At 64.7% G+C, this 13,169-nt stretch carries 9 protein-coding genes; 6 read left to right on the top strand and 3 right to left on the bottom strand.

All coding sequences use genetic code 11. The annotated features are described in order from the left end of the window. Nucleotides 1-30: 30 nt before the first annotated feature. Nucleotides 31-1,140 carry a DegT/DnrJ/EryC1/StrS family aminotransferase gene (locus AMS67_RS07465; RefSeq protein ID WP_053386828.1) on the bottom strand — a complete coding sequence of 370 codons (1,110 nt, stop codon included), beginning with the start codon at nucleotides 1,138-1,140 and terminating at the stop codon, nucleotides 31-33. Nucleotides 1,141-1,228: 88 nt separating this feature from the next. Between AMS67_RS07465 and AMS67_RS07455 the strand changes: the two genes are divergently transcribed. The 5 genes from AMS67_RS07455 to AMS67_RS07435 are packed head-to-tail and all read left to right on the top strand — an operon-like array spanning nucleotide 1,229 to nucleotide 7,284. Next, on the top strand, nucleotides 1,229-3,403 hold the full coding sequence (locus tag AMS67_RS07455; RefSeq protein ID WP_082305376.1) for an acyltransferase family protein: 2,175 nt from the start codon (nucleotides 1,229-1,231) through the stop codon (nucleotides 3,401-3,403). Nucleotides 3,404-3,432: 29 nt separating this feature from the next. After that, nucleotides 3,433-4,131 carry a glycosyltransferase family 2 protein gene (locus tag AMS67_RS07450; protein ID WP_053386825.1) on the top strand — a complete coding sequence of 233 codons (699 nt, stop codon included), beginning with the start codon at nucleotides 3,433-3,435 and terminating at the stop codon, nucleotides 4,129-4,131. Nucleotides 4,132-4,137: 6 nt separating this feature from the next. After that, nucleotides 4,138-4,551: a DUF2304 domain-containing protein gene (locus tag AMS67_RS07445; protein ID WP_082305375.1), complete on the top strand. Its 414-nt coding sequence runs from the start codon at nucleotides 4,138-4,140 to the stop codon at nucleotides 4,549-4,551. Continuing rightward, the gene (locus AMS67_RS07440; RefSeq protein WP_053386824.1) at nucleotides 4,548-6,536 is read left to right on the top strand and encodes a DUF6541 family protein; all 1,989 of its coding nucleotides are present in this window, start codon (nucleotides 4,548-4,550) and stop codon (nucleotides 6,534-6,536) included. The genes AMS67_RS07445 and AMS67_RS07440 overlap by 4 nt, the downstream gene beginning before the upstream one ends. A 22-nt stretch (nucleotides 6,537-6,558) precedes the next feature. Next, nucleotides 6,559-7,284 carry a DapH/DapD/GlmU-related protein gene (locus tag AMS67_RS07435; protein ID WP_053386823.1) on the top strand — a complete coding sequence of 242 codons (726 nt, stop codon included), beginning with the start codon at nucleotides 6,559-6,561 and terminating at the stop codon, nucleotides 7,282-7,284. A gap of 63 nt (nucleotides 7,285-7,347) precedes the next feature. Here AMS67_RS07435 and AMS67_RS07430 read toward each other — a convergent pair whose 3' ends face one another. Continuing rightward, the gene (locus AMS67_RS07430; protein ID WP_053386822.1) at nucleotides 7,348-8,079 is read right to left on the bottom strand and encodes a glycosyltransferase family protein; all 732 of its coding nucleotides are present in this window, start codon (nucleotides 8,077-8,079) and stop codon (nucleotides 7,348-7,350) included. A 136-nt stretch (nucleotides 8,080-8,215) separates the two neighbouring features. On the opposite strand from AMS67_RS07430, the gene AMS67_RS07425 reads away from it, so the two are divergent. Continuing rightward, nucleotides 8,216-10,297 carry an acyltransferase family protein gene (locus AMS67_RS07425; RefSeq protein WP_162230831.1) on the top strand — a complete coding sequence of 694 codons (2,082 nt, stop codon included), beginning with the start codon at nucleotides 8,216-8,218 and terminating at the stop codon, nucleotides 10,295-10,297. 39 nt (nucleotides 10,298-10,336) lie between these two features. On the opposite strand, the gene AMS67_RS07420 is transcribed toward AMS67_RS07425, so the two are convergent. Continuing rightward, complete coding sequence (locus AMS67_RS07420) at nucleotides 10,337-12,988, bottom strand: glycosyltransferase (RefSeq protein ID WP_053386820.1); 2,652 nt, start codon at nucleotides 12,986-12,988, stop codon at nucleotides 10,337-10,339. Between the last annotated feature and the right edge of the window lie 181 nt (nucleotides 12,989-13,169).

Genomic DNA, 13,169 nt, shown 5'->3' with positions numbered 1-13,169 from the left:
AGGCGACCCGCGAGCGCGGGCGTACCCGGCTTAGGCTCCGGCTCGCAGTACCGCGGTCACGCCGGCGATGATGCGCTCGAGGTCGCCCTCGGTCAGCGAGGGGTGCACGGGCAGCGAGAGCACCTCGGTGGCGGCGCGCTCGGTCTCGGGCAGGTCGAGACCCGGGGCGAAGTGTGCGAGCGACGGCAGGCGGTGGTTCGGGATCGGGTAGTACACGCCCGAGCCCACCTGATGCTCCTCCTTCAACGCGTCGCGCAGACGGTCGCGCTCGTCGGCATCGACACGGATCGTGTACTGGTGGTAGACGTGCACCGCACCGTCGGCGACGATCGGAGTGGTGACACCGTCGAGGCCCGCAAGACCCGCGTTGAGCGCCGCGGCGTTCGCCTGACGCTGCGCCGTCCAGGCGTCGACCTTGGTCAGCTGCACGCGGCCGATCGCGGCATGCACATCGGTCATGCGCGCGTTGAACCCGATGACCTCGTTCGCGTACTGGGTCTCCATGCCCTGGTTGCGCAGCAGGCGCACTCCACGAGCGAGTTCCTCTGTGGCGCACGTGACCATGCCGCCCTCACCCGAGGTCATGTTCTTCGTCGGGTACAGGCTGAACATGGCGAAGTCGCCGATGGTGCCGACCGGGCGTCCCTTCCAGGAGGCGCCGTGAGCCTGCGCAGCATCTTCGTAGATTGCGAGGCCGTGCTCCTGCGCGATCGCTTCGATCTGGTCGACCAGGAACGGGTGACCGTAGAGGTGCACCGGCATGATGCCCTTGGTACGCGGCGTGATCGCAGCACGCACCGACTCGGGGTCGAGCGTGAACGAGTCGGGCTCGATATCGGCGAAGACCGGGGTGGCCCCGGTCAGCGCGACGGAGTTGCCGGTCGCGGCGAAGGTGAATGACGGCACGATGACTTCGTCGCCCGCACCGACGCCCGCAGCGAGCAGGCCGAGGTGCTGACCGCTCGTACCCGAGTTCACGGCCACCGTGGGGCGGCCCTCGGCAAAGTGCGCACCGAATTCCTGCTCGAATGTCGCGACTTCGGGTCCCTGCGCGATCATTCCGGAACGCAGCACCCGGTCGACCGCCTCGCGCTCCTCGTCACCGATCAGGGGCTTGGCAGCAGGAATGAAGTCAGACATAGAAGTATCACCTTTCGCGCACGGTTATGCGGATCGTCAGCTGCCAGGATACCGGCACCGCCGCGCTGCGCCCTGTTAGCCTGGTCCGATCGACTCCCAGCACGCACCACTGCAGACCACCCCGCGACACGATCCTGCCCCGGCAGCGGCCTCGTCCCAGCGGGGCAAACGGCGCGACATCCAGGGTCTCCGCGCACTCGCTGTTGCGCTCGTCGTCGCTTTCCATCTCTTCCCAGACCGGCTCCCCGGCGGCTACATCGGCGTCGATGTCTTCTTCGTGATCAGCGGCTTCCTCATCACTGGGCACCTGCTGCGTGAAGCAGAGCGCACCGGCCGCGTGCGAGTCGTGGAGTTCTGGGCCCGGCGAGTGCGGCGGCTGCTGCCCGCGGCGCTCCTGGTGCTGGCGGTCTCCGCGATCCTGACCCTGACCGTCATGCCCTCGATCAGCCGGACGCAGAATCTGGGCGACATCGGGTTCGCGGCCGGCTACATCGTGAACTGGCACCTCGCGGCCGACGCGGTCGACTATCTGAACGCCGCGAACCCGCCGTCGCTTGCGCAGCACTACTGGTCGCTCTCGGTCGAAGAGCAGTTCTACCTCGTGATGCCGATTCTCATCGCCATGGCCGCGAGTCTCGCGTTGATCGCGGCGAAGCGCGGCGGCCCGCGCCTGCGCACCATCGTGCTCGCACTCCTGCTCGTCGTATTCGTCGCCTCGCTCGCGTACTCAATGATCGAAACCGCACGTTCGCAGCAGACGGCCTACTTCTTCACCACGACCCGGGCCTGGGAATTCGTGCTCGGCGGGTTGATCGCGCTCATTCCGGCGTCGCGCTGGGCTCCGGGGATGAAGCTCGTCGGCAGTTGGATCGCACTCGTCGTCATCGTCGGGTCGGCGGTCGCGTTCGACGCGGCGACCGCCTTTCCGGGATGGATCGCGCTGCTGCCGGTCGGCGCGACCGCCGCACTCATCTGGCTCGGCGATCGCTCCCCCGGCGAGGCGGCATTCACCGGGAGCCCGCAGCGCTTCATGCATCTGCGACCCGTGCAGTTCATCGGCGACACGTCGTACGCCATCTACCTCTGGCACTGGCCGTTGATCGTCGCCGTGCCGGCGCTGCTCGGTGATACCACCGGCGCGATGGCACACTGGCGGCTCGCAGTCATCGTGCTGCCGATCACGATCGTGCTCGCGTGGCTCACGCAACGCTTCGTCGAAGAACCCGTTCGCCGAGCCCCCGGGCTGCTGCGCACGCGGTGGGCGACATTCGGCGGCATGACGATCGCGGTGCTCGCCATCATCGGCCTCGTGGTCGGGCAGACCGCGGCGATCAACGCTGACGTGGACCATCGGCGCGCGCAGATCCAGGCACTCATCGAAGGCGAGCCGCTCGACGGAACAGGAACGTCGACCTGCGTGGGCGCCTCGGCGTTCATCGACGACTGCGCAAACCCCCATGAGTACACCGCCGCGATCGATCCGGCGTTCGCCGAGCAAGATCTGCCCTGGTACTGGTTCGTCGACGGAGCCGGCAAAGACCATTGCACGTGGCAGACCGTGGGGACGTGGACCGAGCGATCCTGCGACTTCCCCGCACCGTCCGCGCGCGACGGAGCGCCGGGGGTCATCGTCGTTGGCGATTCGCATGCCGAGCAGATCTTCGCACCGCTGCAACGCGTCGCCGCGGCGAACGACTGGTCGCTCCGGCTCGAAAGTCGAGCATCGTGCGGGCTGTTCACCACGCCCGCCGACAGCGATGACGAGAACACTGCCCGCTGCGCGGAGTGGGGCTCCGCCCTGCGATCCGACATCGCGAATGACCCGAACCTCACGACGGTGCTCATCAGCCTGCGCACCAATCTCTATGAGCTCGGCGACGAGGCCCGACTCGGTATGCAGCAGCTCGTCGACGCAGGCAAGCAGGTCATCGTGATCCGCGACCTGCCCTCGGTCGGCGCCCGCGACGTCAACGGCGACGCGTTCACCGGCCCCGCCTGCGTGCTCGCGTTCCCCGCTGCCGACGACATCTGCGCCTGGCAAGACCCCCAATTCGACGACTGGCTGGTCGACGACGCCAATGCCATCGAGGTACCGGTCATCGACACCTATGCCGTCAGTTGCCCCGACGGCACCTGCCATATGATCACCGGCGATCTCATCATGTACACCGACGACAATCACCTCACAGGGATGTACGCGCTCTCGCTCGCGAGATGGTTTGACGCGCAACTCGCACCACTCGTCGCCCCGGGTGCGGCCTGATTGCAGCGCCGGTCTGTCAGAATGGACGCATGACGCTCGACCCCGCGCTCTCAGGCGCGACCGCCAACACCGACACGTGGGTCGTCATCCCACTCTTCAACGAGGCGACGGTGATCGGCGGAGTCGTTTCCGAACTGCTCCCCGTCTTCCCGAACGTCGTCTGCATCGACGACGGCTCGCGCGACGGTTCAGCCGACGTCGCGCGCGATGCCGGAGCCCGCATTGTGACGCACCCCATCAACCTCGGTCAGGGAGCAGCGCTGCAGACCGGCTTCCGCTACGCGCTCGAGCGCGGTGCGCAGTACATCGTGACCTTCGACGCCGACGGCCAGCACCGCGTGGTCGACGCCTCGGCGATGCTGCAGGTGTCGCGCGACGAAGACATGGCGATCGTATTCGGTTCGCGGTTTCTCGACGACCGCACCAACCCTGGAATCCTGAAGAAGATCGTACTCAAAACGGCGGTGTGGGTGACGAACGTCACGACCCGTACGCGCCTCACCGATGCCCACAATGGGTTGCGCGTCATTCGCGCCGATGCGGCATCGCGCATCAAGTTGCGGCAGGATCGCATGGCGCACGGCACCGAGATCGTCGTGCAGCTCGGCAAGACCGGCTTGCCGTACACCGAGTTCCCCGTCGAAGTCATCTATACCGACTACTCGAAGGCCAAGGGGCAGTCGCTGCTCAACTCCGTGAACATCCTCGTGGACCTCATCATTCGTTAGGCGCCCATGTCTATCTTCCAAGTTCTACTCATTGCGGTTGTCGTGGTCGCCGCGTCGCTCGCGGTGCGGTTTCTGCCCGGCGAACGTTCGCTGGCGCTCAAGCGCATCTTCGCAATCCTCTTCGTGCTGGCCGCCGCCGCCGCGATCCTCTTCCCGGGTGTGCTCACCGCGATCGCGATCTTCTTCGGCATCGGCCGCGGTACTGATCTGCTCCTCTATCTCTTCATTGTCGCCATGCTCATCTTCGCCGCGACGGTCGTCCGCGCGAAGGCTCGCAGTGACGCCCGGGTGACGGAGCTCGCTCGGTCAGTTGCGCTGATGGAAGCGCGTATTCTCGAGGATCAGTCGGCTCGGGATGCCGCTGCCTCGACACCCCCAGGGCCCGGAACACCCGGCACGGACGGGGCACCGCGAGCATGACCGCTTGGCTCGCATTCGGCATTCCGATCGCGACTGCGCTCGCGATCATCGCTGTTTTGGGACTGCCGGCAGCGTTTGCGCTGCGCCTGCGCGGCTTCGCGCTCGTCATCGTGGCCATTCCCGCTGCATTTGCGGTCATGGCGCTCGCTTCGATCGCCACCCCGTTCGTCGGGATCCGATGGACACTCCTCCCGCCCCTGATCTTGGCGGTCGTGCTCGCCGCCGTGCTGTTCGTGCTGCGGCGCTGGATCGGGGCAAGACCCGGAGTTCGAGGAACACGGCCGCGCGCGCGACGGGAGCTCTGGGTCGCTCTGGCCGCAGCCGCGATCGGCGGGCTCGTGGTCGCGATCTCGCTCGTGTCGTCGATCAAGCAGCCCGGCGCCATTTCGCAGACCTTCGATGCGAACTTCCACCTCAACGCGGTGCGGTACATTCTCGACGGCGGCTCGGCGTCACCGCTGACCATGGATCTCACCTCACCCGGCAATCCGGTCTTCTACCCCACGCTGTGGCACGCGTTCGTCGCCCTGGTCGTGCAGATCACCGGCGTCGGTATTCCCGTGGCGACGAACGCCGTGCTCTTCGTCGCATCGTGCGTCGTCTGGCCGATCGGGGCGGTCGCGCTCGGCCGCGCTATTGCCGGGCCGAGTATCGCCGCGACGCTGATCTCGGGCGCTGCCGCAGCCGCGTTCCCGAACTTCCCGCTCTTCCTCGCGGGGTACGGCGTGCTGTACCCGAATATCCTCGCGTTGACCCTGATGCCGTTCGCACTGGTCGCAGGTCTGCAGCTCCTCAACCTCGGGCCATCGCGTCGTGCCGATCCGCTGTCTGTCGGCTCACGCTGGCTGCTGTTCGTGGGAGCGCTCGGAGGTGCGGTGCTCGCGCACCCCAACGTCGTGCACGCGATCCTCGTTTGGGCCGCGTTCCCCGTTCTCTTCACCGCGATCCGAGCGATCCGCGGAGGCACCGTGCCCGGCCGCGACGGCCTGCGCGTCGTTCCTAGGGCCTCCCGTGAAGTGCGTGGGGTCCTCGCCCTCATCGGGCTCGGGATCTTCGCTGCGGCCGTCGTGGCGGCATGGGTGGGTGGCCGCACGACCGACAACTCCTGGCAGGGGTTCTTCCTTCCCCATGACGCCGTGCTGCAGTTGCTCGGCGGCACACCGCACATCACCGGGCACGCCTGGGGAGTCTCGCTGCTCATCTTGCTCGGTGCGATCATGGCCTGGCGCTTCCGGTCGATGCGATGGGTGATCGGCAGTGCTGCGGCACTCGCGCTCTTCTACGTGATCGCCGACGGCTTCCCGACCTCGACCTGGCGCACGATGTTCGTGGGCCCCTGGTACAACGATCCGCGTCGTCTTGCCGCTCTGGTGCCGTTCGGTGCGCTGCCGCTCCTCGTGCTCGGGGCGCGTGCCGGATGGGCTCTGCTGCGACCGACGCTGCGTCGAGCAGCTCGTGCGTTCAGCCGTTCGCCGGGGCGCGCGATCCGGGTGCTTTCGGCCATCGCCGTGCTGATGCTCGTCGCGATCGGGCAGTCCGGTGCCTTCCGTTTCCTGCAGATCGTGCAAGAGAGCTACGACCAGAATCGCGGCATGCTGGTGAGCAAAGACGAGGTCGCGCTGCTCGACCGCCTGGACGACGAAGTGCCCGAGGGCGAGGTCATCGCGAACAACCCGTTGAACGGCAGTTCGTTGAGTTACGCCCTCGCCGACCGCCAGGTACTCTTCCCGCACTCCGGAGGAATCTACGACCCCCGCGACTACGCCCTGGTGCAGTCGCTCGTGAAGCACCCGGAACAGGCCTGCCAGGTGTCGCACGAGCTCGACGTGCACTACGTGCTCGATTTCGGAACCAATTTCGTTCTTCCCGACCCCGCAGAGCGAGGCATTCCGTTCAAGGACATGCAGCATCTCGACAAGTCACCGGTACTCACCGAGGTCGATCGGCAGGGCAACGCCGTGCTGTATCGCATCACGGGCTGCTGAACCCCGGACCCTCAGGAGAATCATGAACGACATCAGCCCGCTCGCATTCATCGGCGAGGGCGTCTCACTCGGCACCAACGTCACAGTCGGGCCGGGTGCTGTACTGCTCGGACCCTGCGTCGTCGGCGATAACGTATGGATCGGACCCGGCGCGCAGATCGGTGCACCTCCCGAGATGTCGAGCCTGCCGCAGAACACAGCCTGGAACGGCGATCTGCAGCATGCGGGAGTGCGCATCGAAGACGGCGCCGTCATTCGAGAGGGCGCAGTCGTGCATCAGGGCACCTACCGCGAGACCACTGTCGGGGCGCGCAGCTGGGTGCTGAATCGCGCGTACCTCGCGCACGACGTGCTGCTCGGAGCCGACGCGACGGTGTCGGCGGGGGTCTCGATCGGGGGCCACTGCGTCATCGGAGATCGGGTCAACATCGGCATGAACGCAGTGGTGCACCAGCGACGCGTCATTTCCTCGGGGGCGATGGTCGGTATGGGCACGCCGGTCACCCGCGACGTACCGCCGTTCGCGAAGGTGTACGGCACTCCCCCCAGACTCACGGGCGTGAACGCGGTCGGCATCGAGCGCGCCGGCCACGATGCCGCTCTCGCCGAGGCGCTCATCGCTCACTACTCGAACGGTGAGTTCTTTACCGGCGACGCCGCACTGCCCGAAGATCTCGGGACGCTGCACAGCGCGGTGACCTGGTGGCGCGCACAGGGCGAACTGCGACCGGTGAGCTCGGCGCTCTGAAGCAGGGAGCATGGTGTCGTCCGGCGAACGACCAGTGCCGTGCGCCCGTCCGCGCCACGATGCTTACGGGTGGTAGATACCGCGCAGTGTCTTCCACTCTTCGCGACTGATCATCGCCTCCGTCGACCCGAAGCGGTTCGCGAACTCAGCGGCCTGACGCCCTTTCTCGTCTCCCGTGAAGTGCACGAGAAAGTGCTCATCGAGCTTCCGCTCGAAGTGGAACGGGCGGGCATTGAATGCATCGTAGGGCAGACGTTCGACGAAGCCACGCTTCTGGTACTTCGGATTGGTGTTCAGGTGGTAGACGAACGCGTCCTGATCACCGTGGGTGTAGTACCCAAAGCGCTCGGCATCCCACCACTCGCGGATGCGCTCATCGCGATAGCTCTCAGCCACTGAACGCAGCACCTCGAATGCTTTCGGAGTGTTCCGTACGAAGAAGTTTCCCGAAGAGATCCACGTCTGCTTGCCTGCATTCACCGGGCTCTCGCAGAAGATGAACCCGGCGCGCTCTCGGCGTTCGAGAAACTCAGTGAGCTCGGATTCGGGTCGCGTGAAGAACGCGTCATCGTCGATCCAGAACACCCAGTCGAAATGGGGAAGGAATTTCAGAATCTTCTCAATCTTCGCATTGTGGCGATACGACTCGACCGGCGCGATATCAAAGATGTATGTGTAGTCGTGGCGTCGAGCGTAGGTCTCGTGGTTGAGGTGCGCGTACGTACGAAGATGATCGCAGTAGCTGATGATGGCAATGCGCGGGCGGCGTCGAGTGAGCGGCACGGATTCTCTCATTCTTTCAAGACTGCGGCAGATATGCTTCCTCACGAACGTACCATCAGGTATTCGACCTCGCCCGATCAGGTGCTGATCCATCGCGCTGAGTGCTCGCCGTCAGCTGTTCCAGCACAACGGGCTATTCTTGTCGTTCGTGACTTCTGTGCGACCACGTGCCAATGTTCGGCTCGACATCCAAGGGCTGCGAGCTCTCGCGGTCATCCTCGTGATCGTCAATCATGCTTCGGAATCATGGCTCCCCGGGGGGTTCATCGGTGTCGATGTCTTCTTCGTGATTTCAGGGTTCATCATCACGTCGACGCTCGTTCGGGAGTGGGATGCGACCAAGCGCATTTCCTTCACGAACTTCTACATCCGCAGAATCAAGCGGATTCTCCCCGCCGGCCTGTTGGTGATCGCGGTGACCGTTGCGGTCGCGGCGCTACTGCTGCCGGCTGAGCGCGCGCAATCGACGGCGGTGGACGGGATTTGGGCAGCACTCTTCGCCGGAAACTGGCATCTCATCATCGAGTCCACGGACTATTTCGCCGGAGGGCTGACCCCGTCTCCCCTCCAGCACTACTGGTCGTTGTCGATCGAGGAGCAGTTCTACTTCATCTGGCCCTGGTTGATGCTGGCGGTGCTGCAGATCGCCGGACATCGCACCCGTGCGGCGGAGGAACGCGGCCGCCGTAGCCTGATAGTGATCATCGGTGCCGTCATTTTGCTGTCATTCATCTGGGCGTTGCTGCAGACCGCGACGAACCCTTCAGCGGCATATTTCTCATCCTTTACGCGGTTCTGGGAACTCGGCGCCGGCGCACTCGCCGCCATCGCCTTGAGCCCGATAACGCGAGGGTTGCGGCCAACCGTTGCCGCTGCTTCGACCTTCGCGGGTATTGGGATCATTCTCGGGTCAGCTTTCGCACTTTCAAGTTCAACTCCGTTCCCCGGCTGGGCAGCCCTATTGCCGGTAACCGGCGCCCTTCTCGTCGTCGTCGGTGGACATGCGCAGGGCGAGACGTATGTGAACTCCGTACTCCCGTTGACGAACCGTGTCTCGGTGTACCTCGGCAATATTTCGTACAGCCTGTATCTGTGGCACTTCCCCGTACTCATCTTGCTCTACGCGGTGCTCCCCGTTGGCCGCCGGTATTACGCCCTCGCATTTGGCGCGACCTTGCTCCTCTCCGCGCTGTCGTATCGGTTCGTTGAAACACCATTCCGCCGACTCCCCTGGGGAACGGCCGCTCCGCGGAACGCGAGACCCGTGTGGGAGAAGGGCGCCGTGCTCGCCACAACCGCAGCTCTGGTCGCATGCTGCGTCGCAGCTCCAGTCGCCCTCGCTTCGCGAGCGGCGGGCACGCAGACTGCTGCAACGGGCACGGTCTCAGAAGCCACGCAGGCCATGATTGACCGCTGCAGAGGCGCTGGCTCATTGGACACCGCGAATCAGCCCTGCGACCCCGCCGAGATTCCGCTGGCCCCTTCACTCGATGCGTTTCAGAACGACGTGGGAAGCGACGAAGACCTCGCCTGCAGACGCGGCGAGCACGATGGCCCCGTTGTCTGCAACATCGGTGACCCGGCTGCGGACTACCGCATCGCGATCGTCGGTGACAGCCACATGGGGAACTACCTGGGGATGCTCCGTGCTCTCGCACTCAAGAACGATTGGTCGGTGACGACCTACATCGGCTGGAGCTGTCAGTGGACGCCGCACCCTGCACAAGACTGCGGCACCCAAATCGAACAGGCGAATGCTGACTTCACCGATGGGACGCCGTATGACGTCATCATCAGCACTTCCGCGAGACAGGCGATGGCGAAGGTTTCCGACGCCACACTGCGAGGGAGCCAGGAGATGATGTCGGCAGCGGTTGCCGCTGGAAACCGAGTCGTGCAGATCGAGGACGTGCCCATCCCGTCTGAGGAGTCGCTCCTGTGCCTCCAACGCCCGGGAATCGACCCCCAGAATGCCGAATGCAGCACTCCCCGAGACGCCGCGTTCTCGACTCCGGACGTGCTCACCGATGCCGCGCGTGAGGTCGACGGCGTCGAGATCGTATCTTTCAACGATCTCGTATGCCCGGAGGGCAGCTCATGCCCGGCCATATCCGGGGGTACTGTGGTGTTCCGCGATACCGTGGGGCACCTCACGGTGACGTACACGAACACGCTTGAGTCCGCTTTTGTCTCCCGTATTCTCCCCGACGCCCCGGTTCTCGGCGACTGAGATCGCTCACGCCGGCGGCGCTCCGGTCAGAAGTCCGGCCTAACGACCCGAACCCGTGTATCGGCGCACTGCCTGTTTGAGCAAGCGGGGAGCACGCTTTGCCGCGCGCAGCACGAGCGGATATCGGCGACGAATAATGATTCGCCCCGGGGCGAGTTCGAAGAGCACGGCATCGGTTGGCCGGAATAGCGGCGTCGGCGCCTGAGATGGGAGAGAGGCGATCGTTTTCGCCTGTTGGGCAAACCGCATCCCCGGGGTCCATCGACGGTGACGGGTCAAGTCACTGATTCGGAACTCTGCGGTCCATGACGCACGCTCTCCGCTGGCAGTGTCCCAAGTTACCGAGACGGGCGCGATGACGTCGCTCGTCTCGCCACCGGCAGCATGCAACACCGGCTCGAATCCGGTCACCTCGCCCGTACTCTCGCCATGAACGACGAGACTCGCTCCGCGCTGGAACAGACCGGTGACCCGCGCTGCTGCCTCTGCTTTACGCTGCATCACGTCGCGGAGTTCCGGTTTCGCCGCCCGCGACTCGGGGAGGAACGCGAGCGCCTCGTCGCTCACACGATGCGAGAGGGAGTCCACAAGAGCTTTCCACCCGCGCTGGTGCTCCGGTTCGATCTCGAGTGTCAGCGCGGCAACCAAGAGGTCTGCAATGCGGTGCTGCAAACGTGGTTTCAGGAGTCCGCGCTCATGCAGCACCTCAATCGCATGGCGAGATTCCGCGAGGTCGTGTCCGTCGAGTACTCGTTCACCTGCGGATTCCCAGCGCGTCATCGACCGAGCCGCGCGCAGCTCGCCCAGTCCGGCGAGCCGCACGATCGCGTGTTTCAGGGGGCTCACCCACTTCGGCGGTCGCGGTGTTGCACGCACCAGCTGATCGATCGCCGCGCAGACCGCCTCGTCGGCATCAGTCGGCTCTTCCCATGCTGCGAGGTACTTGACCACTTGCACATAGGTGTCTCGGTCGTACACCAGTGACGCGTACACATTGTTGAGTTGTTGATGGTGCGCAGTCACGATGAGTTGCGCGCACTCTCGCTCCTGCGACAAATAGCTGAGCATTGATGTCGTGCTCGCAGACTGCGAGGTCATTGACGACCCACCTGGTCGCTCGCGATAGACATAGACGACTTCCGGGATGAAGTCGATGCGTCGCGCGAGGAGATACGCCTGCACCATCGGCACGATGTCGTTCGACCGGGGCACATCAGGGAATCTGATGTGCCTGGATTCCCACCAGCCGCGCGAGAACGCTTTATTCCAGCAGGGCCGGCTGTAGAGCAGCGACGGTTCTTTCGTGAGATAGGTGCGCTGCTGGGGGCGGTTGAATGCCGCCATGCGCTCCGTCGGACGCCACGTGTCAACGGGGCGGAACTTGAGATAGTCACCGACCGCAATATCAGATCCACTGTCCTCGAGGCTCTTCACCAGTGCCCGATAGGCGCCGTCCGGGATGATGTCGTCACCATCGCTGAACACGAGATACTTGCCCCTCGCGTGATCGACTCCGACATTGCGCGCCGTGCCCCCTCCACGACTCAGACTCCGAATGAGGGTCACGCGCGCATCGCGCTGCACGTACTCGGCGACGATATCCGTCGTTCGGTCAGCGGAATGATCATCGACGACGATGACTTCCATTCCTTCGACGTCCTGCACCAGAATGCTGTCGAGTGTTTCGGCGATCCAGGGTTCCACGTTATGCGTGGGAACCACGACCGAAAGCATGACATCCGGCGAGGTCACGAAGGATTCAAGATGCGGCAGATTCAGCCCGAGAACGCGGGCCTCTTCGCGGGTGATGCCTGACTCGATCGGTTCGCTCGAGAGCAGCTGTTGCGCGCGCATCAGTGCATCGACCGAACTGCCGGCTCCCGCCTGGGCAGCAACTCGAGCGAACTCGTCTCGGAGTTGTGCGCTGCGCACCAGCAACTCCGAGTACCGTTTCGCCTTCGGCGGCGTCGACAGCGGCGCCTTCGGCAAGTCCCAGAGGTCCCCCGGGAAAGAGGCTTCCAATACGTCGAGATCGACACGCGCGGGCCTCGTCGCGCCGAGTGCAAGCGCTTCGCCGGCATCGGCAGCGAACGACACCTCAGGCCGACCGGTGCCAGCGTAGTAGTCGAAGTACTTGAAGGAGTGCTCGATGCGGGGAACCACCGGACGCGCGGGCACACCGTAGGCATCGGCAACGATCAGCCCGTGCAACGATGACGCCGCAACGAAGCTCGCACGCGCGATTCGACGTACGATTTCGAGAGGATCGCCGTAGGGATCAACGGTCACGAAGCCGTCGGGCGCAGATGCGTGTTCATCCCATTCATTGAGGTTCGGAATCCAGAGGTGCTCGCCACTCCCCTCCTGCTCGCCGAATTCGGGGAAGAGCCGGGCGAGCAGGAGTGCGGGGTCTCCGTACACTTCAGGAGCATCGATTCCGTACGACATCAGCACCGCGGCGCTCAGCGGCCCCCGAACCGATCGGACATCGAGAGCCTCGGGAACCTCCATCGCTCGCTGTTTGCCGTTGATGCCGCTGCCCCAGACGACGTCTCCGCGTCGCGCGAAATGCATGATGCTCCCCACGGAGAGCAGACGTGTTCCTGAAATCGTCGCTCGCGAGCCTTCGACTCCGCGGCGAGCGAGCATCGCACGGATGATCAGCGGTCCGAGTTCGTCTCCGAAGTTCATACGCTCTTCGCTTTCCGAGTGCGCGGCTGGCCGCCAGCGAAAGCAGGGGACGCCCGATAAGTCAGTCGTAAAGCTCACCAGTCCATCCTAACCGGGGCGACTTGGCCGCTCCCGATCCGGCGCGTGCCCCGGCGCACCCGGCGGAGCACTCGAGCGAGTTGAATCGGTGGACGTTCATTCC

It is taken from the genome of Leucobacter japonicus (assembly GCF_001273855.1).
In the GTDB taxonomy this organism is placed as follows: domain Bacteria; phylum Actinomycetota; class Actinomycetes; order Actinomycetales; family Microbacteriaceae; genus Leucobacter; species Leucobacter japonicus.
This window is presented reverse-complemented; position numbering and strand designations above follow the sequence as displayed.

Excerpts from the sequence above, each read along its gene's own strand:
- AMS67_RS07465 (WP_053386828.1), bottom strand. The coding sequence starts at position 1,140 with ATGTCTGACTTCATTCCTGCTGCCAAGCCCCTGATCGGTGACGAGGAG.
- AMS67_RS07435 (WP_053386823.1), top strand. The coding sequence starts at position 6,559 with ATGAACGACATCAGCCCGCTCGCATTCATCGGCGAGGGCGTCTCACTC.
- AMS67_RS07440 (WP_053386824.1), top strand. The coding sequence starts at position 4,548 with ATGACCGCTTGGCTCGCATTCGGCATTCCGATCGCGACTGCGCTCGCG.
- AMS67_RS07420 (WP_053386820.1), bottom strand. The coding sequence starts at position 12,988 with ATGAACTTCGGAGACGAACTCGGACCGCTGATCATCCGTGCGATGCTC.
- AMS67_RS07430 (WP_053386822.1), bottom strand. The coding sequence starts at position 8,079 with ATGAGAGAATCCGTGCCGCTCACTCGACGCCGCCCGCGCATTGCCATC.
- AMS67_RS07450 (WP_053386825.1), top strand. The coding sequence starts at position 3,433 with ATGACGCTCGACCCCGCGCTCTCAGGCGCGACCGCCAACACCGACACG.
- AMS67_RS07445 (WP_082305375.1), top strand. The coding sequence starts at position 4,138 with ATGTCTATCTTCCAAGTTCTACTCATTGCGGTTGTCGTGGTCGCCGCG.